The sequence below is a fragment of the Salinifilum aidingensis genome (genome assembly GCF_054782015.1).
This window is the reverse complement of sequence record NZ_BAAGTH010000001.1, coordinates 363,544-389,878: the sequence shown is the minus strand read 5'-3', so window position 1 is coordinate 389,878 and position 26,335 is coordinate 363,544. Positions and strand designations below refer to the sequence as shown.

Annotated in this window: 20 protein-coding genes and 1 riboswitch; of the genes, 10 read left to right on the top strand and 10 right to left on the bottom strand. The window is 71.7% G+C overall.

Annotated elements, in window-relative coordinates:
• The first annotated feature begins 131 nt into the window (after positions 1–131).
• The 3 genes from ACYVJE_RS01800 to ACYVJE_RS01790 are packed head-to-tail and all read left to right on the top strand — an operon-like array spanning position 132 to position 803.
• Positions 132–353 (top strand): zinc finger protein, encoded by a 222-nt coding sequence (locus ACYVJE_RS01800; protein ID WP_461142957.1) that lies wholly within the window; start codon positions 132–134, stop codon positions 351–353.
• Positions 272–550 carry a hypothetical protein gene (locus tag ACYVJE_RS01795; protein WP_461143164.1) on the top strand — a complete coding sequence of 93 codons (279 nt, stop codon included), beginning with the start codon at positions 272–274 and terminating at the stop codon, positions 548–550. Before ACYVJE_RS01800 ends, ACYVJE_RS01795 begins: the two co-directional genes overlap by 82 nt.
• A gap of 28 nt (positions 551–578) precedes the next feature.
• On the top strand, positions 579–803 hold the full coding sequence (locus ACYVJE_RS01790) for a hypothetical protein (protein ID WP_461142956.1): 225 nt from the start codon (positions 579–581) through the stop codon (positions 801–803).
• A 289-nt stretch (positions 804–1,092) separates the two neighbouring features.
• Here ACYVJE_RS01790 and ACYVJE_RS01785 read toward each other — a convergent pair whose 3' ends face one another.
• The gene (locus ACYVJE_RS01785) at positions 1,093–2,985 is read right to left on the bottom strand and encodes a DNA/RNA helicase domain-containing protein (protein ID WP_461142955.1); all 1,893 of its coding nucleotides are present in this window, start codon (positions 2,983–2,985) and stop codon (positions 1,093–1,095) included.
• A 156-nt stretch (positions 2,986–3,141) separates the two neighbouring features.
• Complete coding sequence (locus ACYVJE_RS01780; protein WP_461142954.1) at positions 3,142–3,507, bottom strand: nucleotide pyrophosphohydrolase; 366 nt, start codon at positions 3,505–3,507, stop codon at positions 3,142–3,144.
• Between the two features lie 289 nt (positions 3,508–3,796).
• Between ACYVJE_RS01780 and ACYVJE_RS01775 the strand changes: the two genes are divergently transcribed.
• Positions 3,797–4,597: an enoyl-CoA hydratase/isomerase family protein gene (locus ACYVJE_RS01775; RefSeq protein WP_461142953.1), complete on the top strand. Its 801-nt coding sequence runs from the start codon at positions 3,797–3,799 to the stop codon at positions 4,595–4,597.
• A 52-nt stretch (positions 4,598–4,649) separates the two neighbouring features.
• Here the strand turns inward: ACYVJE_RS01775 and ACYVJE_RS01770 are convergent, their stop codons facing one another.
• Complete coding sequence (locus ACYVJE_RS01770; protein WP_461142952.1) at positions 4,650–5,516, bottom strand: SAM-dependent methyltransferase; 867 nt, start codon at positions 5,514–5,516, stop codon at positions 4,650–4,652.
• 31 nt (positions 5,517–5,547) lie between these two features.
• Between ACYVJE_RS01770 and ACYVJE_RS01765 the strand changes: the two genes are divergently transcribed.
• From ACYVJE_RS01765 to ACYVJE_RS01755, 3 genes are all read left to right on the top strand, one after another.
• Complete coding sequence (locus tag ACYVJE_RS01765) at positions 5,548–5,859, top strand: hypothetical protein (protein ID WP_461142951.1); 312 nt, start codon at positions 5,548–5,550, stop codon at positions 5,857–5,859.
• Positions 5,859–6,677, top strand: coding sequence for an SAM-dependent methyltransferase (locus tag ACYVJE_RS01760; RefSeq protein WP_461142950.1), 819 nt, complete (start codon positions 5,859–5,861; stop codon positions 6,675–6,677). The genes ACYVJE_RS01765 and ACYVJE_RS01760 overlap by 1 nt, the downstream gene beginning before the upstream one ends.
• A gap of 158 nt (positions 6,678–6,835) precedes the next feature.
• Positions 6,836–9,076, top strand: a complete 2,241-nt coding sequence (locus ACYVJE_RS01755) for a terpene synthase family protein (protein WP_461142949.1) — start codon at positions 6,836–6,838, stop codon at positions 9,074–9,076.
• A gap of 48 nt (positions 9,077–9,124) precedes the next feature.
• On the opposite strand, the gene ACYVJE_RS01750 is transcribed toward ACYVJE_RS01755, so the two are convergent.
• Entirely contained in the window at positions 9,125–9,817 is a 693-nt protein-coding gene (locus tag ACYVJE_RS01750; protein WP_461142948.1) for a type 1 glutamine amidotransferase domain-containing protein, read from the bottom strand.
• 426 nt (positions 9,818–10,243) lie between these two features.
• Here ACYVJE_RS01750 and ACYVJE_RS01745 point away from each other — a divergent pair, with 426 nt between their 5' ends.
• Positions 10,244–11,179, top strand: a complete 936-nt coding sequence (locus tag ACYVJE_RS01745; RefSeq protein ID WP_461143151.1) for an NADP-dependent oxidoreductase — start codon at positions 10,244–10,246, stop codon at positions 11,177–11,179.
• Between the two features lie 322 nt (positions 11,180–11,501).
• The gene (gene ectB / locus ACYVJE_RS01740) at positions 11,502–12,746 is read left to right on the top strand and encodes a diaminobutyrate--2-oxoglutarate transaminase (protein WP_461142947.1); all 1,245 of its coding nucleotides are present in this window, start codon (positions 11,502–11,504) and stop codon (positions 12,744–12,746) included.
• Between the two features lie 308 nt (positions 12,747–13,054).
• Here the strand turns inward: ectB and ACYVJE_RS01735 are convergent, their stop codons facing one another.
• Genes ACYVJE_RS01735 through ACYVJE_RS01720 form a run of 4 tightly spaced genes read right to left on the bottom strand, consistent with a single transcriptional unit; the run spans position 13,055 to position 19,255 of the window.
• Positions 13,055–14,833: an IucA/IucC family protein gene (locus ACYVJE_RS01735; RefSeq protein ID WP_461142946.1), complete on the bottom strand. Its 1,779-nt coding sequence runs from the start codon at positions 14,831–14,833 to the stop codon at positions 13,055–13,057.
• Positions 14,834–14,850: 17 nt separating this feature from the next.
• Entirely contained in the window at positions 14,851–16,143 is a 1,293-nt protein-coding gene (locus ACYVJE_RS01730; RefSeq protein ID WP_459158281.1) for a lysine N(6)-hydroxylase/L-ornithine N(5)-oxygenase family protein, read from the bottom strand.
• Positions 16,140–17,834, bottom strand: a complete 1,695-nt coding sequence (locus tag ACYVJE_RS01725; protein ID WP_461142945.1) for an IucA/IucC family protein — start codon at positions 17,832–17,834, stop codon at positions 16,140–16,142. The genes ACYVJE_RS01730 and ACYVJE_RS01725 overlap by 4 nt, the downstream gene beginning before the upstream one ends.
• Positions 17,831–19,255, bottom strand: coding sequence for a pyridoxal phosphate-dependent decarboxylase family protein (locus ACYVJE_RS01720; RefSeq protein WP_461142944.1), 1,425 nt, complete (start codon positions 19,253–19,255; stop codon positions 17,831–17,833). The genes ACYVJE_RS01725 and ACYVJE_RS01720 overlap by 4 nt, the downstream gene beginning before the upstream one ends.
• Before the next feature lie 516 nt (positions 19,256–19,771).
• Here ACYVJE_RS01720 and ACYVJE_RS01715 point away from each other — a divergent pair.
• Positions 19,772–21,835, top strand: coding sequence for a M28 family peptidase (locus tag ACYVJE_RS01715; protein WP_461142943.1), 2,064 nt, complete (start codon positions 19,772–19,774; stop codon positions 21,833–21,835).
• Between the two features lie 397 nt (positions 21,836–22,232).
• Here ACYVJE_RS01715 and ACYVJE_RS01710 read toward each other — a convergent pair whose 3' ends face one another.
• Both ACYVJE_RS01710 and ACYVJE_RS01705 read right to left on the bottom strand, forming a co-directional pair.
• Positions 22,233–23,309, bottom strand: a complete 1,077-nt coding sequence (locus ACYVJE_RS01710) for a ribonucleotide-diphosphate reductase subunit beta (protein ID WP_461142942.1) — start codon at positions 23,307–23,309, stop codon at positions 22,233–22,235.
• Positions 23,310–23,445: 136 nt separating this feature from the next.
• Entirely contained in the window at positions 23,446–25,959 is a 2,514-nt protein-coding gene (locus ACYVJE_RS01705) for a ribonucleoside-diphosphate reductase subunit alpha (RefSeq protein WP_461143150.1), read from the bottom strand.
• A 137-nt stretch (positions 25,960–26,096) separates the two neighbouring features.
• A riboswitch (cobalamin riboswitch) is annotated at positions 26,097–26,326 on the bottom strand.
• Between the last annotated feature and the right edge of the window lie 9 nt (positions 26,327–26,335).

The following is a 26,335-nucleotide window of genomic DNA, read 5'->3' as shown; positions in this document are numbered from 1 at the left end:
TCGAGTGAGCGGAAAGGTGGTTCACTCGAACGAAGTGTTGTGCCAATTGGAACCGGATTGGCAATCTTGTTGGTGTCAAGCGGCACCAACCTTCGGGTAGGTGCATCACTGCAGATTGCCTGGGGTAACGCATGACCTACCGACCGCACCCGTTCTCGTGGTGCCCCGGCGGGGGAGCGCGCCACGCGACGACCAGCCACCGGCCGCAGACCGGCACCGAGGTGACGGCGCTGTGCGGCTCGGCCGTCACCGCCGACCACAGCGATGTCGCGTGGCTCTGGCCGACCTGCGCGGAGTGCAACGCGGCAGCGCACGACATGGTCGGAACGCCGAAGGCGAGGCGATCCGGGTGAATGCCGCCGATCACCACCTTGCGTGCCAGATGCGCAAGGCCGCGCTGATGCTGCACCACGCCACGGAGAACGTGCCGATCGGTCGCCTGGACGCCCACCAGCGGCGCGCGATGGCCGAGGCGCTGGAGATCCTCGCGCGCGAACTGCGGCAGGAGAACACCGCCGATCCCGTGATCGAAGGGGAGGTCGTCGAATGACCTGGAAGCACAACCGCGAGGTCCGGCGATGAGCTCCGCGGCCTTGATCCCCATCGGTCGCGTGCGCCCGCGGCGGATGAGCTGGTCCGGCACGCTGCCGGTGCCGCAGCCGTCGACTTCGCATCTGGCCCCGGAGTCGCCGCGGCAGCGGTCGCGGAGCCACCCCGCGATGCCACCACCACTCGCCGGCTCCGGCTGGCACCGCGACGCGACGACGCTGCGGCGCGTCCTCACCGCGCTCGCCGCCCTGTGAGCGGGTCGAGCACCGAGACTTCCGGCGCACCGGGACCTCTCGCGCCGGGCCGGCGGAACCGAACCCCGGTCCGGAAACCTCGTTCGCGAACCCACGCGGCGGAGCCCCGCAGAGCCGAGCCCAGGCGCCGACGCCCCGACCACCACGCGCGAGCGCCCGAGCGCGCGTGGTGAGCACCGGCGCCAGCGCCCGCGGGCCCGGGCGTGCCCCCGAGCGCCCGGGCCCGCGGGGACTCACGTCGACGAACGGCGTTCCTCCGACCACGCACCTCGTGGAAGTGCTCGCCAGCTCATCGCGTGACGTGTTCCAGGAACTCCTGCGTCTCGGCATCGGGGGAGTGCACGCAGACGCCCCGCATCCCGCGAGTGAGCAGTACCTTGTAGGTGTTGCGGATGAGCCCGGCGAAGTGGAGTTCGTCCGTCTTGCGGACGGCGGGATCGTAGGAGTGGTCGCGGCGCGCGACCCATCGCCCGTCGCGGCGGACGAAATCAGGACCGATGATGACCCCGGCCCAGTCGTACTCGAAACCCTGGGCGGTGTAGATGCATCCGACCTGGCCGAAGCCGCGTTCGTCGGAGGCCCAGAAGTAGGACTCGGGAGCATCGGGGACCCGCTTGTCGGGTTTTGCGTTCCAGGGGCGTTTCCAGTCGCCGATGACGACGTCATCGACGAGGCGCTTGCCCTGGTCGGTGCTGATCGGATCGTTCCACGGCCAGCAGTAACCAGCCGCGATGCGCGCGGTTCCGCCGTGCTCGGACTGCCGGGTCCGCAGCCACTCCTCCATCTCCTGCGGGGAAGCGGCGCTGGTGACCACGAAGTCGTCGTCGACCGGGGCAGCGATCCGGCTCCACTCCGTCGGTGCGGCCTGTTCGAGCCCGAGGAGCCGTGAAACCCACGTGTCGAACGCCGCGGATCCGCCGCAGCGGAACTGTCCTTCCAGGCGGACGACTTCCACGCCGCAACCGTTCGCTTCAGCCGCTGCGGTGATCTCCTCCAGCGAGCCCATCTCCCCCGGGCGCACGTTCTGGTTCTCGTCGAGGAGGAACACGGGCACCGAGGCGACGTTGATCAGCTCGTCGACCTGACGTCCGGCGCGTGCGCGCACCTCCTTCTTGGTGAAGCGGCTGACGCTGGTTTCGCGGATGCGGTGGGCTTCGTCGCAGACCAGGACGTCGAGGTCGCGTGCCTCGGAGTCGACGTAGTTGTTGAAGTACTTGAAAAGCCCCTGCACGCGGGTGTTGCGGCTGCCCGCGATCTTGCGGAGCGTGCGGGTGAAGGCACCGGAGCCGGTGGCGTGGTGCACGGTGCGGCCTCGCCGGGCGAGTTCGCCGACCACGTTGAGAGCGATGGCGCTCTTCCCCGAACCGGGACCACCGAGGACGATCACGACGGTGCGGGCGCTGGCGGCGCGAGCCCTGCGGACGGCCTGCATGACCGTTTCGAAGGCGACTTCCTGCTCGTCCAGCAGGACGAGTTGTTCGCGTTCCTGGATCTCCTTGGTCGCGATGTCGAGCAGCGGTTTGGACGGGGCGTGGTGGAAGTCGAGGAATTCGTCAGCGGCTTTGCGCGCGGCGTCGCCGTCGCCGGTGCGGTCGAGCTTGGACTGCAGGTGGTCGACGAGCTCGCCCCGGTCGTCGAGGGTGAACAGGCGTCCGTAGTCGCTCAGCGCGTGATCGCGCAATGACGAGACGTCGGAATTGCGCGCGTTGTGCAGGTATGCGATTCCGTGGACGGAGTGCGGTCGTGCGGCCAGGGCCGGGGTCGAGTCGACGAGGTACGAGCAGTAGCGGCGGACCTGTTCGACCGGGTGCAGCAAGCTGTCCGGTCCGTGAGCGGGGATCCGGACCAGTTCCCCGAGCGCCGCTTCGGCGTGCGACCACTGCTTCAACTCGACGAGCACGTAGCTGGGTTCCCCGGTCTTGGGGTGCGTCCCGCAGAGCACGGCGTCGACGCGCCGCGGGCTGTGCGGGAGCTTGTGCTCCAGGAGCACCTCGACGTGACCGAGCCCGGCGTCGGCGAGGTCCCCGAGCAGCACCGGCAGGCTGCGCTGCCAGGAACGCACCTCGGAGACTCCCACCCGGGATCCCAACTGGAATTTGGCCTGCTCGTCGAGGAGCAGGTGCAACCGGTCGGCTTTCGCCTCGTCGAGCAGTTCCGCCGCGTTCCGGCGAACCAGCGCCACTTCCAACCCCCACTGGGCACGCGTGGTCCACGCGCGGGTGGGGGCAGCGACGAAGTGGCGACTTCGGTGCCCGTCGGGCCGCGATCTTGCCGCACAAGACTAATGGATCGATCGTGGTGGAGACACCCAGGGTGGGTGGAGGACTGGGGCGTCCCCTCAACGGTCGTCGTGCCCGAGCTGGTCGTACTTCTGCGCGTTTCCCCTGGCCAGCTCGACCGGGTACTTGGCCGCGTTCAGGTTCACCTTCGCGTCCAGAGCCGCCAGGATGTCGATGTCGAGTACATCCGCCAAGCGCAGCAGGTACGCGAGAACGTCGGCCAATTCGTGCCGCACGCGCTCGCCGGCCGCGGAGTCGTCCATGATCTGCGCCGATTGTTCCGGTGTGAGCCACTGGAAGACCTCGACGAGCTCTCCCGCCTCGCCGACCAAGGCCATGGCGAGGTTTTTCGGATTGTGGAACTGTTGCCAATCGCGTTCATCGGCGAAGGCGCGCAGGCGCTGCTGGAGGTCCTCGAGGGTCATGCCCGGTGACTGTACGAGGACGTGGCGGGGCGTCCGAGTGCGCGGTTCGGGCGCGCTGGCCCGACACAGGCGCGTCCCGGACCTACGCTGAACTGGGCGCACGCGTCGACGGCCTGGTCCGCGGGACTGGTCCGCGCCGGCGTGCGGCCGGGCTATGTCGTCCTGCACCAGCTGCACAACGGCCCCGAGTTCGCGCACCTGCACCTGACGACCCAGCGGCGCGGCGCGAACGGGCCGGCACCGAGTACGCGCGGGGAATGTTCGAAACCGCCTGAGGAGGACCGACGCGATGGACTACGCCGACTACGAGCAGCTGACCTTCGAACGGCGCGAGCACGGCGTGCTGGTGATCACGATCAACCGGCCGGAGAAGTACAACGCGGCCGACGAGGCGATGCACTCGGAACTGGCGCGCGTGTGGCGCGACGTCTCCGCCGACCCCGGCACGCGGGTCGCCGTGATCACCGGCGCGGGCAAGGCGTTCTCCGCGGGCGGCGACCTGGACATGGTCGAGCGCATGGCCGGGGACCACGACCGGGTCTCGCACATGCTGTCCGAGATGAGCGACCTCGTCTACAACATCGTCAACTGCGAGAAGCCGGTCGTCTCGGCCATCAACGGGGTGGCCGTCGGCGCCGGGCTGGTCGTCGCGCTGCTCGCGGACATCTCGATCTGCGCCGAGGAGGCCAAGCTCGGCGACGGCCACGTGCAGCTCGGCGTGGCCGCGGGCGACCACGCCGCCATCATCTGGCCGCTGCTGGCCGGCATGGCCAAGGCGCGCTACTACCTGCTCACCGGTGAGATGCTCAGCGGCGCGGAAGCCGAACGCATCGGCCTGGTGAGCGCTGCACCGCCCGTCGAGCACGTGCTCGAGCGCGCCCTGAGCACGGCCGACACGCTGGCCACCGGTTCGCAGCCCGCCGTGCGCTGGACCAAGCGCGCGCTGAACAACTGGCTCAAGACCGCCGGACCGATCTTCGACCAGTCCGCCGCGTACGAGATGCTCGGGTTCATGGGGCCGGACGTGACCGAAGGCGTCGCCGCGCTGCGGGAGAAGCGCGCCCCGCAGTTCCCCTCGGCCCGGGGGTGAGCCCGCGCGGTGCGGTCGCGTCGAGCGCGGCCACCCCACCCGGGGGCAGCCCTCACACCTTCTCGGCGAGGACGCAGCGCTCGATCTCCGAGACGGGCATCTCGCGGCCGGACGGGCGGAGGTAGCGCTCGGTGAACTCGCGCGGGCCGGCCTGCTCCACCTCGCGCCAGCCGTACTCGGCGAGGAAGTCCGCGACCTGCTCGGGGGGCAGGCCGAAGTGCCACAGCCGGCGCTTGACGACCACGTCCCGGTGCAGCGCGTGCGCGCCGTGCAGCGCGGTGCCGTCGAGGAAGTCGCGGAGCACGTGGGTGAACACCAGCCGGCTGCCGGGACCCGCGTGCTCCAGGAACTCGAACGTGCTGCGCACGGCGTCCTCGGTGAGGTACTGGGTCACCGCCTCGGCGACGAAGAACGTCCGCCCGCCGCTGCGGAAGTGCGAGGCGGCCAGCACCTCGTCCAGGTGCTGGGTGGCGAAGTCGATCGGCACGAGGTGCACGTTGCCGGGCACCGCACCGAAGATCCGCAGCAGCCGCCGTCGCTTGGCGGCGATGTTCTCCGGCAGGTCCACCTCGAACACCGGCGTGCCCGCCAGCAGCGGCAGGCGGTAGGCGAGCGTGTCGAACCCGCCTCCCAGCAGGACCAACGCGTCGACCCCCTCGTCCGCGGCGCGCAGCAGCGCGTCGGTGACGTAGCGCTTGCGGCACAGGAAGCTCGCCCAACCGCCCGGCATGCCGCGTTCGACCCCGGCGGTCATCAACCGCCGCAGCGGCCGCGGGCGCACGAGCCGCACGAGCAGCCGCAACCCGGCCGGCAGCATCCGGTGCGCCAGTTCGTCGCGGTGCAGCGGGCGCGGGTCGGCCTGGTCGATCGCGACGACCGCCATCGGCCCCCGCGCCGTCCGCGCGGCGTCCTTCGGCATGCCCCGTTCCTACCGCAGGTGCAGGCGGTGCGTGAGGTGGCGCCGCCCGCCGGGCGCGGTGCCGGCCCGCGCCTGCGTCGAGGAGCTGCTGTCCGACGTGCTCGAGGGCGGGATCCGGTCCGGACGCGTGTTCGGCCGCACCGCCGGACGGGACGGCGTTCCCGAGGGGTGCGGGGCGGTGGTCGACCGCGAGGCGCTGGAGGTGCTCGTGCGGCCGTGGGTCCGGCGGGGCCGGCCCGGCTCCCGGGGCGGACCGGCCCGGAATCGTCCACCCGGTTGTGTCACACCCGGTCGAGTGTTGATCATGGGCTGGGACGTGGTGCGGCAACACCGGGGAGCGTGATGGACGGGGCGGAGCGGCCGCGGTCGATGGACCTGCGCACGGACGTGGCGCACTCGGCGCGGATCTACGACGCCGTGCTCGGCGGGAAGGACAACTACGCCGCGGACAGGGACGCCGCGGAGGCCATGCTGCGGGAGTGGCCCGCCCTGGCCGTGCACATGCGCGCCAACCGGGAGTTCATGCACCGCGCCGCGCGGTACCTGGCCGGGGAGTGCGGGGTGCGGCAGTTCGTCGACATCGGCACGGGCATCCCGACGAGCCCGAACCTGCACGAGGTGGCCCAGCGGGCCCGCCCGGACGCCCGCGTGGTCTACGTGGACAACGACCCGATCGTGCTCGCGCACTCGCGCGCGCTGATGGCCAGCACCCCGCAGGGCGCGACCGCGTACGTGGAAGCCGACATGCGCGATCCGGACGCCGTGCTCACCGCCCCGCAGCTGCGCGGCACGCTGGACCTGGGCGAGCCCGTGGCGCTGTGCGTCATCGCGATCGTGCACTTCCTGCTGGACGCCGACGACGCCGTCGGCATCGTGCGGCGGCTGCTCGACCCGCTGCCGCCGGGCAGCTACCTGGCCACGTCGATCGGCACCGCCGACTTCGCGCCGGAGGAGGTGGGCCGCGTCGCCCGCGAGTACGCCGCCCGGGACATGCCGATGCGGCTGCGCACGGCCGAGGAGGCGGGAGCGTTCTTCGACGGGCTCGAACTCGTCGAGCCCGGCCTGGTGCAGGTGCACCACTGGCACCCCGAACCGGGCGCGGCCGAGGAAGTCGCCGACGAGGACGTGGCGATGTACGGCGCGGTGGCGCGCAAGCCCTGAGCCCGGCCGCTGAACGTCGCGTCACCTGGTCGTCCCAGCGGTTGATCACCCGATGAGGGAACGAACACCGCTCCGTCAGGCGTATCGGCGTGGTGCGCGCGGTTGCCAGAGTCATCTCCCGACCGCACTTCGGACCTCGGTTGCAGAGATGAGGCGCCATGGACGCTTTCGAGCTGCCCGACTTCTACTTGCCGCACCCCGCGCGGATCAATCCGCACTGCGAGCGCGCCCGGCGGCACAGCACCGACTGGGCCCGGCGGACGGGCATGCTGGACGCGTACACACCCGGCGGTGGCCGGGTGTGGGACGAGGCCGCGCTGTCCGAGATGGACTACGCGCTGATGTGCGCCTACACCCACCCGGACTGCGACGGGCCGATGCTCGACCTGATCACCGACTGGTACGTGTGGGTGTTCTTCTTCGACGACGACTTCCTCGAGCGGTTCAAGCACACGCGCGACCGCGCCGGCGCGAAGTCCTACTTGGACCGCCTCGACCTGTTCATGCCCGTCGGCGAGGAGCAGCGGCCCGAACCGGAGAACCCGGCCGAGGCCGGGCTGGACGACCTGTGGCAGCGCACCGCGCCGATGATGTCGCAGCAGTGGCAGCGGCGGTTCCGCACCAGCACGCACGAGCTCATGGTCGAATCGCTGTGGGAGCTCGACAACATCGACCGCGGGCGGATCGCCAACCCCGTCGAGTTCGTCCAGATGCGGCGGAAGGTCGGCGGCGCGCCGTGGTCGGCGAACCTCGTAGAGTGCGCCGCGCGCGCCGAGATCCCGGAGGACCTGGTGGGCACGCGCCCGGTGAAGGTGCTCTCGGACACGTTCGCCGACGCCGTGCACCTGCGCAACGACCTGTTCTCCTACCAGCGCGAAGTCCGCGAGGAGGGGGAGAACTCCAACGCGGTGCTCGTGTTCGAGCGGTTCTTCGACTGCTCCGCGCAGGAAGCCGCCGAGCGGGTGAACGACCTGCTCACCTCGCGGCTGCAGCAGTTCGAGGACACCGCGCTGGGTGAAGTTCCCGCGCTGCTCACCGAGCACGGCGCCCCGCCCGAGGTGCACTTGCGCGTGGGCAACTACGTCAAGGGCCTGCAGGACTGGCAGGCCGGCGGGCACGAGTGGCACGCGACGTCGAGCCGCTACATGAACGGCAACACCCGGTCCCGGACCCCGAACCTGGCACCGACCGGTTTCGGCACCGAGGCCAGCCGGTTGCCGTTTGCCTCGCTGGAACCGGGCGTGCGCGGCAGGATCCGGCAGCGCTCCCACGTGCCGTTCACCCCCGCCGGGCCGCTGGAACTGCCCGAGATCCCCATGCCGCACCGCTTCCGGGTGAGCCCGCACCTGGAGCCGGCGCGCGAACGCGAGGTCGAATGGGCCCGCGACATGGGCTTCTTCGAGTCACTGCCCGGGGTGGACCGCGGCGGGGTCTGGGACGAGGAGCGGCTGCGCGCGATCGACCTGCCGCACTGCGCGTCGATGATCCACGCCGAGGCGGACGCCGAGCAGCTGTTCCTGTCCTCGGACTGGCTGACGTGGGGGACGTTCGGCGACGACTACTACCCGGTGGCGTTCGGGGCGACGCGCGACCTGGCCGCGGCCAAGCACCTCACCGACCGGCTGCCGGCCTTCATGCCGCTGGACGTGGGCGGGACCCCGGAGCCGGTGCACCCGCTGGAACGCGGGCTCGCCGACCTGTGGCGGCGCTCCGCGGCACCGATGGAGCGATCCGGTCGGCAACGCCTGCGGCAGGCGGTGGAGGCGATGACCACCAGCTGGCTGTGGGAGCTGGAGAACCAGCTGCACAACCGCATCCCCGATCCCGTCGACTACATCGAGATGCGGCGGCGCACCTTCGGCTCGGACATGACGATGAGCCTCGCCCGGCTGGCGCAGGAGCAGGCGGTCCCGCCGGAGGTCTTCCGCACGCGCGTGTTCCACGAGATGGACACGGCGGTGCAGGACTACGCCTGTCTCGTCAACGACCTGTTCTCCTACCAGAAGGAGGTCGAGTTCGAGGGCGAGGTGCACAACCTCGTGCTCGTGGTGGAGAACTTCCTCGGGACCGACCGGGGGACGGCCCGCGACGTCGTCGTCGACCTGCTCACCTCGCGGCTGCGGCAGTTCGAGGACATCCTCGCCCACGACCTGCCGGCGCTGTGCGACGAGCGCGGGCTCGACGACACCGCGCGGACGGGCGTCGAGCGCTACGTCGCCGGGCACTGGGACTGGATGGCCGGGATCCTCGAGTGGCACCGGCAGTGCGCCCGCTACCGCGAGGAGGAGCTGCGGCGACCGCGCGGCGCCGGGACGGCGGTGCCCTGGACCGGTGGGCCGACGGGCCTGGGCACGGAGAGCGCGCGGGTCCTCCCACCGCGCGCCCCCGTGCAGGGGTGAGGCCCGAGCGGGTGTGCGGCCCGGCCGGGCTCCGCGCAGGCCCGGGGCTCAGCCGAGCGCCTTGAGCACCTCGTCGGCCAGCGGGCCGGACGACGCCGGGTTCTGCCCCGTGCGGAGGTTGCGGTCCACGACCACGTTCGGCGTCCACGGCTCGGCCTCGGAGAACTGCACGCCCAGCTCGACCAGCCGGTCCTGCAGCAGCCACCGGGCCTTGTCGGCGAAGCCGGCCTGGCCCTCCTCGGCGTTGGTGAAGCCGGTGACGCGGTAGCCGGCGAACGGCGACGTGCCGCCGTCCTCGGTGGCCAGCAGCGCGGCCGGGGCGTGGCAGACCACGGCGAGCGGCTTGCCGGACTCCAAGGTGGACGTGAGCAGCGCGGCCGAGTCGCGGTTGACCGCGAGGTCCTCCATCGGGCCGTGCCCGCCCGGGTAGAACACGGCGGCGTAGTCGTCCACGTCGGCGGTCGCGAGATCGATCGGGTTGCGCAGCTCCACCGCCGAGTCGAGCACGGCGGCGACGTGCTGGGCGCCTTCGCGGCCGCCGTTGACCTCCGGCGACAGGCTGGACTGGTCCACGACCGGCCGCACCCCGCCGGGCGTGGCCACGGTGATCTCGTGCCCGGCCGAGGTGAACCGCTCGTGCGGAGCGGTGAACTCCTCGGCCCAGAAACCGGTCGGGTGCTGCGTTCCGTCGGCCAACGTCCAGTGGTCGGCGCCGGTCATGACGAACAGGATCTTTGCCATCGTCCATCCACTTTCCGCGAACGGCCTCCCCGCGGGAGGCGCGAGCATCGGGCCGGCGGTCGCTCCGCCGGCGCTGCCGCCGTCGACGGTAGGCACACCGCCATTCGAACGCCAACAGCACCACCACGGCCGGTAGACGAGCTGATGCCTCCGGGGCGACCGGCCCGGAGGGCCCCGTTGACCTCGGTCTGCTGCGGACGTTCCTCGCCGTGCACCGCGCCGGCTCGTTCACCGCCGCCGCGCGCTTGCGGGGCGTGGCACAGCCCACCAACACCGGTTTCCTCGCGCAGCGCACCGGCGCGCCGGAGCGCGGCAACGTCTCCGCTGTGCGCGAGCACCTGCTCCGCACCTCCTGGTGCGGCGGGGCTCGCGTTTTCGGCTGCCGCGCCGGTGCGGCAGGCTGGGTGCATGAGCACAACCACGAGCATGCGCGCGATCAGGCAGGAAGTCCTCGGCGGACCGGAGGTGCTGCAGGAGGTCGAACTCCCCCGGCCCGAACCGGGGCCGAGCGAGGTGCTCGTCCGGGTGCGCGCCGCGGGCGTCAACCCGACGGACTGGAAGCACCGGTCCAGCGGGCTGTTCCTCGGCGAGCCGCCGTTCGTCCTCGGCTGGGACGTCTCCGGCGTCGTCGAGGAGGTCGGCCTCGGCGTCACCCTGTTCGAACCGGGCGACGAGGTGCTCGGGATGCTGCCGTACCCGCACGGGGTCGGCTCGCACGCCGAGTACGTCACCGCGCCCGCCCGCTCCTTCGCCCGCAAACCGTCCAATGTCGACCACGTCGCGGCGGGCGGGGTGCCGCTGGCCGCGCTGACGGCGTGGCAGGCGCTCGTCGACACCGCCGAGGTGCAGCCGGGCCAGCGGGTGCTCGTGCACGCGGCGGCGGGCGGTGTGGGCCACCTCGCCGTGCAGATCGCCAAAGCGCGCGGAGCGCACGTGATCGGGACGGCCAGCGCCGCCAAGCACGACGTGCTGCGCGAGCTCGGCGCCGACGAGCTCGTCGACTACCGCGAGCAGGACTTCGCCGAGGTCCTCAGCGGTGTCGACGTCGTGCTGGACACGATCGGCAGCCGCGACTACCGCACCCGTTCCCTGCGGACGCTGCGGCGGGGCGGGATGCTCGTGTCGATCCTGCCGGTGGACGGCGCGGCGCTGCGCAGCGAAGCCGCCGAACGGGGCGTGCGCGCGAAGGTCCTGCTGGTCGAGGCCGACCACGCGGGGATGAGCGCGGTGGCCGAACTCCTCGCCGCGCAGCGGATGCGTCCGATCATCGCGGAGACGTTCCCGCTCGGTGAGGCGGCCGCCGCGCACGAGCGCGGTGAAACCGGCCGCACCACGGGCAAACTCGTGCTCGTGGTGGAGTGATCCCGCGGGCGCGGGCGGGCGTCCGCGCCCGCCCGCGCTCCTGCTGCGCCACCGCCCCACCACGCTGTGCTGTGTGGGGTTGAATACCCCGGTCCTCGGCTGACATCCGTGCGCTGCCCTGCTATGTTGCAGGTATCCCGAACTGGCGATGGAGCGATCCACCGCGTCTCCGCGAAGTGCGACCGCCGTCGCGATGCCGCTCGCGTCTCGGCGCAACGCGTGGCAGTCCCGCGTGTTTTCCGTGCATTCCGTACACCACGCCCGCCGCAACGGCGGTTCGCTTTCGACCCGAAGCTCGGTGCGCCGAGTGGGATGGAGGACCGTGAACGACATCTTCGCCACCCTGGAATCCGAAGTGCGCAGTTACACCAGGAACTGGCCGACCGTCTTCGACCGGGCCAGGGGGAGTTGGCTCTTCGACGAGCGCGGGGAAGCCTACTTGGACTTCTTCGCCGGCGCGGGGGCGCTCAACTACGGCCACAACAACCCGGTGCTCAAGCGCGCGCTCATCGACTACCTGGACAACGACCGGGTGACGCACGGCATGGACCAGGCCACCGCGGCCAAGCGCGAGTTCCTGCACGACCTGCAGAACATCGTCCTGCGGCCGCGCGGCCTGTCGTACAAGGTGCAGTTCCCCGGTCCGACCGGGACCAACGCGGTCGAGGCCGCGCTGAAGCTCGCCCGCAAGGTCACCGGACGCCACCAGGTCGTCGGGTTCACCAACGCGTTCCACGGCATGACGCTGGGCGCGTTGGCCGTGACCGGCAGCGCCGGGAAGCGCCGCGGGGCCGGAGTTCCGCTGGCGCACGCCACGCCGATCCCCTACGACGACCACGCCGGCGAGGAGCCGGACTTCCGGCACTTCGAGCGGATGCTGCAGGACTCCGGCAGCGGCCTCGACGCACCGGCCGCCGTGATCGTGGAAACCCTGCAGGGCGAGGGCGGGATCAACGACGCGCGCGGCGAGTGGCTGCGCCACCTGCAGGGGATCTGCCGCGAGCACGGGATCCTGCTGATCGTCGACGACGTGCAGATGGGCTGCGGCCGCACGGGCCCGTTCTTCAGCTTCGAAGAGGCCGGCATCGAACCGGACGTCGTCTGCCTGTCCAAGTCGATCGGCGGCTACGGGATGCCGCTGGCGCTCACCCTGTTCAAGCCGGAGCTGGACGTGTGGAAACCGGGTGAGCACAACGGGACGTTCCGCGGCAACAACCCCGCGTTCGTCACCGGATCCGCCGCGCTGCGGCACTACTGGAACGACGACGAGCTGCGCCGCAGCACCGAGCGGTACGGCGAGCGCGTCGGCGCGGTGCTGGAGAAGATCGCCGCCGAGTACCCCGGCAGCACCGCCAAGGGCCGCGGGCTGGCCCGGGGGCTGAGCTTCGAGGACCCCGCGTCCGCCGCGAAAGTGGCGCGCGCGGCCTTCGACCGCAAGCTGCTCGTGGAGACCTCCGGCCCGGAGGACGAGGTCGTCAAGGTGATGCCCCCGCTGACCGTCACCGAGGAGGAGCTCGAGCAGGGGCTGGGCGTCGTCCGCGACGCCGTCACCGACGCGCTCGACTGAGAATTCCGCCGCGCGACGGGCGGGCCCGCTTCGAGGGCCCGCCCGTCGCGCGTTTCCGGATCCTGCGGCGGCGTTCGTCCGTGCTGCGCGCGCACGCCGGCCGCGGCACCTCTCGCGCCCCTCGCCGCCGGGCGCTCGACATCGAGCGGCCACCGCCGCCGAAAACGCCCACCGCGCACGACGACCGGGCCGCGCCGAGCGGGGGTCGCCCGCCCGGCACGGCCTCGGAAGCTACTGCCGGTCAGCACCCGACCGCGGAAGGCCACATCCCGGCCGCGGGGCCGGTGCGCGGATCGAACCGCGCCGGGTCAGCTCACCTCGCCGGCCAGCGGGTTCGGCACCGTGCCGTGCACGGCCGCGTGCGGGCGCTCCGGGCGGTCCCGGTAGGCGTCGAGCAGCAGCCGGTTGCGGTTCAGGCACAGCCGGTCGATGCGCGGGGTGAACAGGTTGAACGTCGCGAAGCGCTCGGACAGTTCCGGGAAGTTGCGCTGGTAGGCGAGGACCTCCTCGCGCAGCAGCGACCAGAACGTGCTCTCGGCGACGCCCAGGTGCTCCTCCACCAGCGGCGCGAGGTAGCGGAAGTGGCCGACGAACAGGCCGCTCTGGATGAACTGCCGCAGCATCTCCGGCGGTTCCCGCAGCAGCGCGCCGTCCACGTCCTCCGGCAGCTCGGAGAGCTCCGGCAGCGGCGTTTCGCTGATGTTGACGTCGTCGACGAAGTCCTTCACCGCCAGGCGGGTGGGCACGTCGTTCTCGTCGCAGACGAAGATCGTGTTCTCCCCGTGCGGCGAGAACACCACGCCGTAGCGGTAGAGGAAGTGCAGCAGCGGCGGCATCAGCGCGTGGAACAGGCGCCGCAGCCACTCCTGCGCGTCCAGGCCGGACCGCCGCACCAGTTCGCTGACGAACGCGGTGCCCTGCGGGTCCACGTGCAGCAGCGAGGCCAGCGTCCGCGCCTTCTCCCCGCTGTCGAGCTTGCCGGCCAGCGGTTCCCGCCAGATCGCCCCGAGCAGTTCCTTGTACTGGTACGGCACGTTCGCGATCTGCTCCAGCCCGCGGTGCCGCACCGTCACCGAGGCCACCTCGCCGAGCAGCACGGCACCGGTGTCCCGCAGGTACTCGTCCGAGGCGGCGAGGTCGTGGATCCAGGAGGTCACCGCCGGGGCCGCGACGGTGCGCTCGGTCGGCAACCCCCGCCACACCAGGGTGTTCAGGATGGACAGCGGCAGTTTGACGAAGTGCCGCTGCTCGTTGTCGATGTTGGCGAACGTGCGGATCGACTGCTGCGCCACGTACCGGTCCGGGCCGGTGCCCAGCGGCACGATGAGGCGCTGCGCGATCTCCGCGGCGAAGTCGGGGATGACCACGTGGTCCCACTGCCACGGGTGCACCGGCATGAACACGTACTCCGCCGCGTCCAGGCCCCGCTCGCCGAGCACCGCGGTGAACCGCTGCTCGTCCGCGGCGTCCAGCTCGGTCTTCAGCAGCACGTCCTGGTCGAGCCCGGCCACCGCGCGGTAGTCGGCCAGCGAGCGGTGCACCGCCATCCAGGGGAGCTGGTGCGTGCGGCGCGCCTCCGGCCCGTAGCGCTCGGCGTCCGAGTCGGAGAAACCGACCCGGCCCTTGTTCGGGATGAGCCACGGGTGCCCGGTCTGGTGGCCCTCGAGGCTCACGTAGTCCAGCCCGGCGAGCTCCGCGGCGGACAGGCCGGAGTCCAGCAGGCGCGCGTCCGCGACGAGCGTCGCGGTGAGCTCGCGGTGGAAGTGCCCCGCGGTGTCGCCGCTGACGCCCAGCGCCTCGTAGGCGTCGAGGAAGAAGCGCAGCGGGTCCTCGGCCGCGTGCTCGCCGTCCGGGCCGGTGCGCACGATCGTCGCCGGGTCCACCCGCCAGTCCTGGAACGCGCCGCGCCGCGCGGTGAACGCGTAGGACACCGCCTCCGGAAGGTCCACCCGGTAGCGGTCCCCGTCGAGGTGGACGGGTTCCAGCAGCTGCTCGTACGAGAGCTCACCGAGCGACTTGGCCAGCAGGGCGCGCCCCGCGCGCCGCCAGTTCTCCTCGGTCAGCTCGGCGGGAAGTGACAGCGTCATGTGCTACCTCGCAAGTCTCAGAGTTCGACGCCGAACGTGGTGTAGGCGGTGCGTTCGGGAAGGGTGAATCGCCTGCCGGCGACGGAGTTGAGGATGGTCGCGGCGCGGTGCGCCCCGAGGCCCAGGTCCGGTGCGCCCACCCCGTGCGTGTGCATCTCGGCGTTCTGCACGTACAGCCCGCCGGAGACCGCGTCGTCGGTGACGACGCGGTAGTCGTCGGTGACCTGGTAGCGCCCCCGCTCGTCCCAGCTGATCGCCGCGGTGAGCGGGTCCAGGCACGCGGGCCGCTCGGCGGTGAACCCCGTGGCCAGCACCACCCGGTCGGTGCTGACGTCGAAGGTGCGGTCCTGCTGGAGGTGGTGGCACCGCAGCGAGATGCGCTCGCCGCCCTCCGCGCCGGTCACCGCGATGTTCGGCGTGATCGTGACGTCCGGTGCCTGCCCGCCGATGCCGCGCTGGTACAGCAGGTCGTGGATCTCGGCCAGCGTTCCCGCGCTGCTGGCCTTGTACAGCTGCCACTGCTGCGGGACCAGGGAGTCCCGGGTGGACTGGTCCAGCGTGCGGAAGTACTGCGTGTAGTCCGGCGTGAAGTGCTCCAGGCCCAGCTTGGAGTACTCCATCGGCGCCAGCGCGGGCGAGCGGGTCAGCCAGCGCAGCCGCCAGCCGGTGCTGCGCTGCTCGCGCAACAGGTCCAGCAGCACCTCGGAACCGGACTGGCCCGAGCCCAGCACGGTGATGTCCTCGGCCTCGCGCAGCGACTCGTACCGGTCCAGGTACTCCGCCGCGTGGAAGACCTGCTTGCCGAGCAGGCCGGTGAACGCGGCCGGCACCGAGGGCGTCGTGCCCACGCCGAGGACGACGTTGCGCGCGGTGACCACCGCCGTCTCGGCGGTGCGCTGGTCGGTGCGCTCGACGGTGAACAGCCCGCTGTCGGCGTCCCAGTCGACCGCCGTGACGCGCTGGCCGAACGTGCAGGACGGCAGGGAATCGGCGACCCAGCGGCAGTAGTGGCTGTACTCCTGCCGCGGGATGTGGAAGTTCTCCGCGAAGTAGAACGGGAACAGCCGGTCGTGCTCCTTGAGGTAGGACAGGAAGGACCACCGGCTCGTCGGGTCCACCATCGTGACCAGATCGGCCAGGAACGGCACCTGCAGGGTCGTGCCCTCGATGAGCAGACCGGGGTGCCAGGAGAACTCCGGGCTCTCGTCGAACAGCGCGACCGAGACGTCGGGCAGCGAGTCGGCCAGAGCGGCGAGGGACAGGTTGAACGGTCCGATGCCGACGCCGACCAGGTCGTAGGCAGGGCTCATGAGCTCGCTTCCACGAACGGGTTCGGGATGTCGCGGTACACGGACTGGCTCGCGATCGGTCCGACGAGTTCGTCCAGTCCGTCGATGCGGGTGAGCAGGTTGGCCTTGCAGCGCAGCGTCGGCTCCTCGGCCAGCGCGCGCGCCAGCGCCAGGTCGTCGAAGCCGCGCAGGCGCTCGCGCAGCACCGCGAGCAGGCGCCGCTCGTCGGCCAACCCCTGGTTGCCGAGCGCACCGACCAGGCCGAGCAGGTTGTTGATGCCGATGTAGTAGCCGAGGCGCTCGTTGATGAGCTCGTCGGGGCACAGGTTCTCCCCGTCGCCGATGTCCGGCAGGAACCGGTGCAGGTCGTGGCGCGGTTCGGAGATGTAGTAGCCCTGGTTGTCCCGGTACCACCCGCCGCGCGGCCAGCCCTGCTCGTCGAGCTCCACCAGGGTGTTCTGCTGGTGCGCCTCCAGCCCGAGCCCGTGCGCGCGGTAGAGCCACAGCACCGGCGCGACGACGGCGTCGAAGTAGCGCGCGCACCAGCGCTCGGCGATCTCGGCGGTGCCGGCGCCCTCCGCGGCGGCGAGCCGCTCGAGCACGGCGGCGATGCGGGACGGCCCGCGGTCGGGCCGTTCGGCCACCAGACCGGCCACGCAGCAGGCGCGTTCGCCCCCGCGGAACGGGTTGTCCCGCACGATCGTCTCCAGCCCGCTCTCGGCCGCCGCGGGCACGTCCACCGCGATCCACGCCGGATCGCGCACGATGCCGAAACCGGGGTGCTGCGCCGCCAGCTCCCCGGCGAGGCCCCCGCCGAGCAGCCGGTCGATCTCGGCCCCGCGGCGGAGCTCCTTGCGCAGGTTCTCCCGCACCGAGTTGGTGATCGGCATGCTCAGCGAGCACTTGAGCATCACCGGTGCGTCCGGGTGGTAGAGGGTGCGCACCGAGGCGGTCGGGTACCACTCCGGGCCGTGCTCGCCCAGCGGTTCGAGCAGCCCCCGCTCGCGCAGGTCCCGGATCTCCGGTTTGGCCAGCACCTCCCGCGCCTGCCACGGGTGCGCGGGCACGGGCACGGTCCCGGGGGGCACCTCCGGTGCGAAACCGGCCAGCGCGTCGACCGGAGCGCCCTCGTGGGAGACCACCGACGGGTCGGCGGCGAACCAGAACAGCGGGAACCCGCCCCGCAGCTCGGGGGAGAACCGGCGCCCCTCGGAGGGGCTGATGCCCTGGCGGCTCTTCGGTGCGGGGTGCAGCGGGTGCCCCAGCACCAGGGCCTGCTCGCCGGCCAGGAACGGCGGCGCGTCCACCGGGTCCTCGTGCTGCGCCCGGTGCCACAGGTACTGGGCCACGCGCGCCTGCGAATCGGCCACGCGGCCGACGAGGTCGTCGGTCACGTGCTGCTGGTGCTGCCGTCCCGCCGTGGCCTCGAGGCCGATCAGCGCGGCCAGGGTGACCGCGCTGACCGCCGCGCCGGACGGCAGGCGCGGCGTGCCGAACCGGTGGTGCCCGGTCGCCGAGCGGTACAGCACGGGCGCGGTGACCCGCACCCCGCTGGTGGGGAAGTCGAACGCGGCGGTGTCCCCGTGCAACCGCAGCGCGTTCTCGCGCACCCAGCAGCGCAGCAGCCCCTCGGTGGTCGCGTCCCCGGCGACCCGTTCGGCGTCGTCCTGCGCGCGGATCGCGGGGGCGTCCGCATGCACACTGCTCGTCATACAGCTACTGCTTCCTTGTCTCCCGCCTCGACCACCGCGGTGAGCACCGAGTCGACGTCGGCTTCGGTGGCGTGCGGGTTCAGCAACGTCAGTTTGAGGTGGATCCGTCCGTCCAGTTCGGTCCGACCGACCACGGCGCGGCCCTCGTCGAGGAGCCGCTGCCGCAGGCGCGCGTTGCAGCGGTCGGCCTCGCCGTGCTCCGGGACGTAGCGGAACACGACGGTGCTCAGCTCGGGCCGGCGCAGCAGCCGCAGCTGCGGGTGCTCGGCGATCCGGTCGGCGGCGTGGCCGGCGAGGTCGTGGCACCGGTCCACCAGCGCACCGAGGCCGCGCCTGCCCAGCGCCCGGAAGGTGACGTCCACTTTGAACGCGTCGGCCCGGCGGGTGGTGCGCAGCGAGCGGTGCACGAGCCCGGGGAAACCGGCCTCCTCGTCGTCGTCGGTGTTCAGGTAGGACACCCGCCGGTCCAGCGGGTCGAACAGCGCGGCCCGCCGGGTGAGCAGCATGCCGGTGGCCACCGGTTGCCAGCCGAGCTTGTGCAGGTCGAGGCCCACCGATTCCACCCGCTCGATGCCCCGCAGGAGCGGGGCGAGGCGCTCGGAGAACAGCGCTCCGCCGCCGTAGGCGGCGTCGACGTGCACCCACGCGCCGAACTCCCCCGCGAGTGCGGCGATCTCGGGGATCGGGTCGACCACGCCGAGGTCGGTGGTGCCGGCCGTGGCCACCACGGCCAGCGGCGTGCCACCGGCCTCCTGCGCGCGGACGAGCGCGTCGCGCAGCCCCTCCGGTGCCATGCGGTGCTGCTCGTCGACCGGGACGGGGACGACCGCGTCCTCGCCGATGCCGAGGATCCCCGCCGCGCGGGCGATCGAGAAGTGGGCCTGCTCGGAGCAGAACACGCGCGGGCGGTGCGCCGCGGCGCGGTCGCGGGCGAGCAGCAGCGCGGTGAGGTTGGACTCGGTGCCGCCGGAGGTGAGCGCGCCGGCCGCGGAGTCCGGGTCGAACCCGACGAGCCCCGCCGTGGTGCGCACGACGTCCCGCTCGACCACCGTGCCGGAGGGTCCCTGGTCCCAGGAGTCCAGCGAGGAGTTCGCGGTGCTCGCCACGAGGTCGGCGGCGAGCGCGACCGCCAGCGGCGGCGCGTGCAGGTGTCCCGCGCAGCGGGGGTCGGCCGGTTCGGCCGCGTTCGCGGTGAACGCCCGCACCCGCTCGTGCAGGGCCTGCTCGGCTCCGATCCCGGTTTCCGGGAGGGACGGTCCGGCGGTGCTGAGCCGTTCCGCCACGGCGGGGTCGCCGCCGGCGGGGAGCGGTCCACCGCGGTCGGAGGTCCCCTTGTGGAAGGCTTCGAGCGCGGCCTCCAGCAGCGGAGCGAGCGCCTCGGCGCCGTCGCTGCCGCCGCCGAGCCGTGCATTGGTCCGCACGCGCGGTCACCTCTCGCTGTGTGTGGGCTGGCTGTTCCGTCGTTGCTGTTCTGGCAGGCCGAGCACGAGGACGCCCCGTCGGGTCCTCGCCCGGAGGTCCGGGAGTCGTGTCGACGCGCGGTTCCCCGCCGGTGTCGCGCGGACACGAGGACCGCACGGGCATTAGGTTTGCCTTGCCTTGCTGCAAGATAACGGTGTTGCCGGTACGCAGCAAGGGACCGCCCGGGCGCGTCGAGCGGGCGATGATCTTCCGAACGGCGAATCCTCCTGGCCGCGGCCGGTGGTGGCGCCGGGCGCCCGCACGCCGCGCCGCGCGGGGTGTGCACCGATTCACAGGGCGGTCCGGTGTTCGGCGACTGCTGCGCCGCTCCGGCCCGGCCCCTCGGATCGGCGCCCGGCAGGTCCACCGGTCGCGGGAAATTCGCGTGCGAACGGGTGGTGGCGATTGCGCGGCCCGCCGTCCTCTTCGTACTTTTCGCCTGCTGATCGACCCGGTGCCAGGTTCCAGGAGGACGGATGCCCCAGCACGCACGACACCGCCGCTTCGTCCGCGTCCTCGGCGCGGTCGCGTGCAGCACCGCGCTCGTCCTCGGCGCAGCGGCGCCGGCGTCCACCACGACCGAGGACCCGCAGGAGTGGGAGGAGCGGCTGCAGCAGGAGGTGGATGCGGACAGCGCCGCGCGCATGAGCGAGGACATGGCGAGCTACCCGGGGCTGGTCGGCACGGAGGGAGCCGAGCGCCGCGCGCGGTACTCCGTGGACAAGCTGCGCCAGTGGGGCCTGGACGCGCAGCTGGAGACCTACCGCGTGCACGCGTCCTCGCCGCAGGACATCTCGGTGACGATGACCGCGCCGGAACGGCGCGAACTCGACGTCCGCGAGCCCGCCTACCCGTGGCACGAGAACTACGCCGACGTCGTCCCCGGCTACAACGCGTACTCGCCCGCCGGCGACGTCACCTCCGACGTCGTCTACGTCAACTACGGCCTGCCGGAGGACTACGCCGAGCTCGAGCGGCTCGGCGTCGACGTCGAGGGCAAGATCGTGCTCGCCCGCTACGGCGAGAGCTTCCGCGGCGTCAAGTCCAAAGTGGCCGAGGAGCACGGCGCCGCGGGCGTGATCCTGTACTCCGACCCCGCCGACGACGGGTTCCGCAAGGGCGCGGTCTACCCCGAGGGGCCCTGGCGCAACGCCGACGGCATCCAGCGCGGCAGCGTGCAGTACATCTTCCAGCACCCGGGCGACCCGCTCACCCCGGGCGCTCCGTCCAAGCCGGGCGTGCCGCGGCTCGACCCGTCCGAGGCGGAGAACACGACCAGCGTGCCGACCACGCCGATCTCCTACGGCCAGGCCGAGCACCTGCTCGCCGCGCTGGAAGGGCCGCGAGCGCCCGAAGACTGGCAGGGCGGACTGGACATGGACTACCGCGTGGGGCCGGGGCCGACCACCGCCAACGTGGACCTGGACATCGACTACGAGCAGACCCCGGTGCGCGACGTGATCACCGAGATCCCCGGGGCGAAGCACCCCGAGCAGAAGGTCGTGCTCGGCGCGCACTTCGACTCGTGGACCTACGGGGCCAAGGACGACGTCTCCGGCTGGACCACGGTGATGGAGGCCGCCCGGGCGCTGGCGCAGCTGCGCGAGCAGGGCTGGCAGCCGGACCGGACGATCGTGCTGGCCGGTTGGGACGGCGAGGAGTACGGGCTGCTCGGCGCGACCGAGTGGGCCGAGCAGCACCGCGCCGACCTGGTGGACGACGCGGTGGCCTACCTGAACCTCGACGGAGCCGGCGGCGGGAAGGAGTTCTCCGCCAGTTCCGTGCCCGCGCTCGACGGCGTCCTCACCGACATCGCCAAGGAAATCAAGGACCCCGAGCACGGCACGCTGTACGAGAACTGGAAGGACAGCACCGACCGGCCCGCGCCGGTGCCGGAGCGGTTGGGCAGCGGTTCCGACTACACGCCGTTCCTGGACCACCTGGGCATCGCCGCCGCCGACATGGGCATGTCCACGCCGTCCGGCGAGTACCACAGCGCCTACGACGACCTGCACGCGATGCGGAACTTCCTCGACCCCGGCTACCGGTACCACGAGGCGTCCGCGGCGTACGCGGGCACGTTCGCGCTGCGGTTGGCCGACGCGGAGGTGCTGCCGATGGCCTACTCCGAGTACGCGGAGGAGGTCCTCGGCCACCTGCGGGAGCTGGACGAGCAGCAGTCTGGCGACCCCGTGGTGGACCTGGCACCGGCCTACGCGGCGGCGCGCGAGTGGCGCGCGGCAACGCTGCGGCTGGAGGGCGCGGCACGCGGCGGTGCGGCCGACGCCGAACGGGTCAACGAAGCCCTGGTGCAGCAGGAGCGGGCGCTGACCCGGGAGAAGGGACTGCCCGGCCGCGAGTGGTACAAGCACATGGTCTACGCCCCCGGCACGTACACCGGCTACGAGGTGCAGCCGCTGCCGGCGATCGACGACGCGGTCTCCGAGGGCGATGCGGCCACGGCCGAGGAGTACCGCGACCTGCTGGTCGGGTCGATGCGCCAGGCCGCCCGCGCAGCACGCGACGCGGTGGCGCAGTAGGACGTTGTTGGATGGTTTGCCCGCCCCGGACAGCGGAATAGACGCGCTGCCGCGCCTTCCTCGCGAAGATCCGCACAGGAGAACCCGCAGTGGGTGCCGCCACTCGGGTGGACCTTCGACGCTGCCGCGTCGAATCCCGAAAGGCTCCCGGTCTTCCTGGGGCAGCGATCGACAGTGATGCGGAACAGTGCTGTTGGCCCGTCCCGCGGGAAGCGGTGCCACAGCGCTTCCCGCGGGACGACCGCGGTCCGTCCGGTGGGGACGGCCGATCCTGCCGGACGGACCGGGTGTGCTCCCGGCGGAGACGGGACGAGCCGGGAGCACGCCGGGGGCAGCGGTCACCGGGCGAGTTGCCCTGCACGGTGGTGGGAGCCGGTGACCGCTGCGGATCGAGGGGTCAGTCCCAGTCGAGGGCGGCGCCGCTCTGGTACTCGGTGACCCGGGTCTCGAAGAAGTTCTTCTCCTTGCGCAGGTCCATCGTCTCCGACATCCACGGGAACGGGTTCTCCCGCGCCCCGAAGAGCGGATCCAGGCCGATCTGCTGCGCGCGGCGGTCGGTGATGAAGTGCATGTACTGCTCGCACAGCTCGGCGGTCAGCCCGAGCATCCCGCGCGGCATCGTGTCCCGCGCGTAGGCGACCTCCAGGTCGCAGGCCTCGGCGAGCATGGTGCGCACCTCGCGCTGGAACTGCGCCGTCCACAGGTGCGGGTTCTCCAGCTTGATCTGGTTGATGCAGTCGATGCCGAAGTTCATGTGCAGCGACTCGTCGCGCAGGATGTACTGGTACTGCTCGGCGATGCCGACCATCTTGTTGCGCCGGCCCAGCGCGAGGATCTGCGCGAAACCCGTGTAGAACCACATGCCTTCGAAGATCACGTAGAAGGCGATGAGGTCGCGCAGGAAGTTCTGGTCCGCCTCCGGGGTGCCGGTGGTGAACCCGGGATCTTCCAGGTTCTGCGTGTACTGCAGCGCCCACGCGTCCTTGTCGGCGATGGAGGGGACCTCGCGGTAGGCGTTGAACAGCTCGCCCTCGTCGAGCCCGAGGCTCTCGCAGATGTACTGGAACGTCTGCGTGTGCACCGCCTCCTCGAAGGCCTGCCGCAGCAGGTACTGGCGGCACTCCGGGTTGGTCAGGTGCCGGTACACGGCCAGGACGACGTTGTTGGCCACCAGGGACTCGGCGGTGGCGAAGAACCCGAGGTTGCGCACGAGCATGAGCCGTTCGTCCTCGGTGAGCCCGTCGGAGGACTTCCACAGCGCGATGTCGGCCTGCATGCCGACCTCGGTGGGCATCCAGTGGTTGTGGCAGCCGGCGAGGTACTTCTCCCAGGCCCAGTGGTACTTCAGCGGCAGCAGCTGGTTCACGTCGGCGCGGGCGTTGATCATGGACTTGTCGTCGACGGTGACGCGTCCGGCGTCCCGGTCGATCGCGCCGAGACCGGTGGGATCGGTGTCGTTGGCGGCGGTGGTCATCTCGAGTGCTCCAAGGGGCGTGGACGGCGAGGCAGGGCGTCTGTTCCGTTGTCCGGGGCGGGAGGTCGGGGGCAGCTGGGAGTGCAGGAGGTCCAGCTGCGGAATCCCGTGCGCAAAACGACCCGGCGAAGTCCAGCTACTGGCAGGCGTCGCAGTCGGGCTCGTCGGCGGCGCACGCGGCGGAGCCGGTCGGCTCGGCGCCGCGCTCCGCGGCCGGGGTCGCCGGGACCGCGTTGAGCTTGCCGTCGGTGCCGCGCAGCGTGCTCTTCTCCACCTGGGTGGCCGAACGGGAGCGCAGGTAGTAGGTCGTCTTCAGGCCCTTGCGCCAGGCCGCGCGGTACAGCGCGTCGAGCTTCTTGCCGCTCGGGGAGGCGATGTAGAGGTTCAGCGACTGCGCCTGGTCGAGCCACTTCTGGCGGCGCGCCGCGGCCTCCACGATCCAGGAGCTGTCCACTTCGAACGCGTTCGCGTACAACGCCTTGAGGTCTGCGGGGACGCGGTCGATGGCCGAGACGGTGCCGTCGTGGTACTTCAGGTCCGCGACCATCGCCGCGTCCCACAGGCCGCGCCGCTTCAGGTCCCGCACCAGGTGCGGGTTGATGGCGGTGAAGTCGCCGGACATGTTGGACTTGACGAACAGGTTCGAGAACAGCGGCTCGACGGACTGGCCCACACCGCAGATGTTCGAGATCGTGGCCGTCGGGGCGATGGCCAGCACGTTGGAGTTGCGCATGCCCGTGTTCCGCACCCGCCGGCGCAGCCCGTCCCAGTCCATGCGCGCGGAGTGGTCCAGCTCGGCGTGCTCGGGGTCGCGCGCCTGCTCGAGCAGGCGCAGCGAGTCGACCGGCAGGATGCCGCGGCTCCACAGCGACCCCTCGAAGGAGGAGTACCGGCCGCGTTCGGCCGCCAGCTGCACCGAGGCGGCGATCGCGTAGTAGCTCACCGCCTCGGTGCTCGTGTCGGCGAACTCGACGGCCTCCGCGGAGGCGAACGGGACGCCCTGCTCGAACAGGGCGTCCTGCAGCCCCATGACGCCCAGCCCGACGGGGCGGTGGCGGAAGTTGGAGTCGCGGGCCTCGTCGAGCGTGTAGAAGTTGAGGTCGATGACGTTGTCCAGCATGCGCACGGCGGTGGTGACCGTGCTCTCCAGCCGCGCGTGGTCGAGGCCGTCGGAGCCGACGTGCGCCCGCAGGTTCACCGACCCGAGGTTGCACACGGCCACCTCGTCCGGGCCGGTGTTCAACGTGATCTCGGTGCACAGGTTGGACGAGTGCACCACGCCCGCGTGCTGCTGCGGCGAGCGCAGGTTGCACGGGTCCTTGAACGTCAGCCACGGGTGGCCGGTCTCGAACAGGGCGGTGAGCATCCGCCGCCACAGCTCCACCGCCCGCACCCGGCGGAACACGGCGATCTCGCCGCGGTCGGCGGCCGCTTCGGCGGCCCGGTAGCGCTCGGCGAAGTCGGTGCCGCAGGCGTCGTGCAGGCCGGGCACCTCGTCGGGCGAGAACAGCGTCCACTCGGCGTCGGCCTCGACGCGCCGCATGAACTCGTCCGGGATCCAGTTCGCCGTGTTCATGTCGTGCGTGCGGCGCCGGTCGTCGCCGGTGTTCTTGCGCAGGTCGAGGAATTCCTCGATGTCGATGTGCCAGGTCTCCAGGTAGGCGCACGCCGCGCCCTTGCGCTTGCCGCCCTGGTTGACGGCGACCGTCGTGTCGTTGGCGATCTTCAGGAACGGCACGACGCCCTGCGAGGTCCCGTTGGTGCCGCGGATGCGCGCACCGAGCCCGCGCACGGGCGTCCAGTCGTTGCCGAGCCCGCCGGAGTACTTCGCGAGCATCGCGTTGCTGCGGTACGAGCGGAAGATCGACGAGAGGTCGTCGTCCACAGTGGTGAGGAAGCACGAGGACAGCTGCGGCCGCAGGGTTCCCGCGTTGAACAGGGTCGGCGTCGAGGCCATGAACGTGAACGTCGACAGCAGCTCGTAGAACTCGATCGCACGCCGCTCGCGGTCGTCCTCGTGCAGCGCCAGGCCCATGGCCACGCGCATGAAGAACGCCTGCGGCAGCTCGAACCGCACCCCGTCGTCGTGCAGCAGGTAGCGGTCGTGGAGCGTCTGCAGGCCGAGGTGGGTGAACTGCAGGTCGCGCTCGCCGACGAGCGCGGCGGCCAGCCGTTCCAGGTCGAACCGCTCCAGCTCCGGGTCGAGCAGTCCGAGGTGGACGCCCAATCGCACGTAGGCGGGGAAGTGCTCGGCGCAGTCGGTTCCCGGTTCGCCTATGTCCGATTCGGACGCGGTCGTGCCGAGGTGCTGCAGCGCTTCGCCGCGCAGCGCGTGCAGCAGCAGCCGGGCGCAGACGTGCGAGTAGTTCGGTTCGGACTCGACGAGGGTGCGCGCGGCCATGATCTGCGCCTGCGCGAGCTCCTCGGCGCGCACGCCGTCGTAGAGGTTGCGGCGGATCTCGGCCAGCACCGGTTCGGCGTGCACGTCGGCGAGCCCGCTGGTCGCGTGCTGCACGAGGCGCACCACGCGGTCCCAGTCGAGCGGGCGCAGGCGGCCGTCGGGTTCGCGCACGCTCAGCTCCGGCGTGCGCGCGGGTGCTGCCGGGGGCGCTTGGGTCACGACGCTCTCCTCTCGCGAGTCCGTCCGTATCCGGGACCTCGCGAGCGGGAGTGGTGGACGCCGGCGCGCTGCGCCGCTGCGGTGCGTTCCGCGTGGCGGGTTCTCCACCCGGCGGGGTGGTCCGCGTGTCCGGGGCCCGCCCTCGAGGCCCGGCGTGCGTGCGCGTTCTCCCGCGCACACCGGTGGCAGGTCTTCGGACTCGCGGGCTTCCGGCGCTCGGCCGGCCCTACTGGCCGTCGCTTCCCGGACGTGCGTCCAGTGCTGCACCACCGCGGGGGTGGTGACGGCGGTCGTTCCCGCTCACCGCTGCGGGGCAGTCCCGGATTCCCACCGGGTTCCCTCTCGCCTCACCGGACCGTTCCCGGCCCCGTGAACCACCAGCACCGAGCACACTACATGTTGCGAC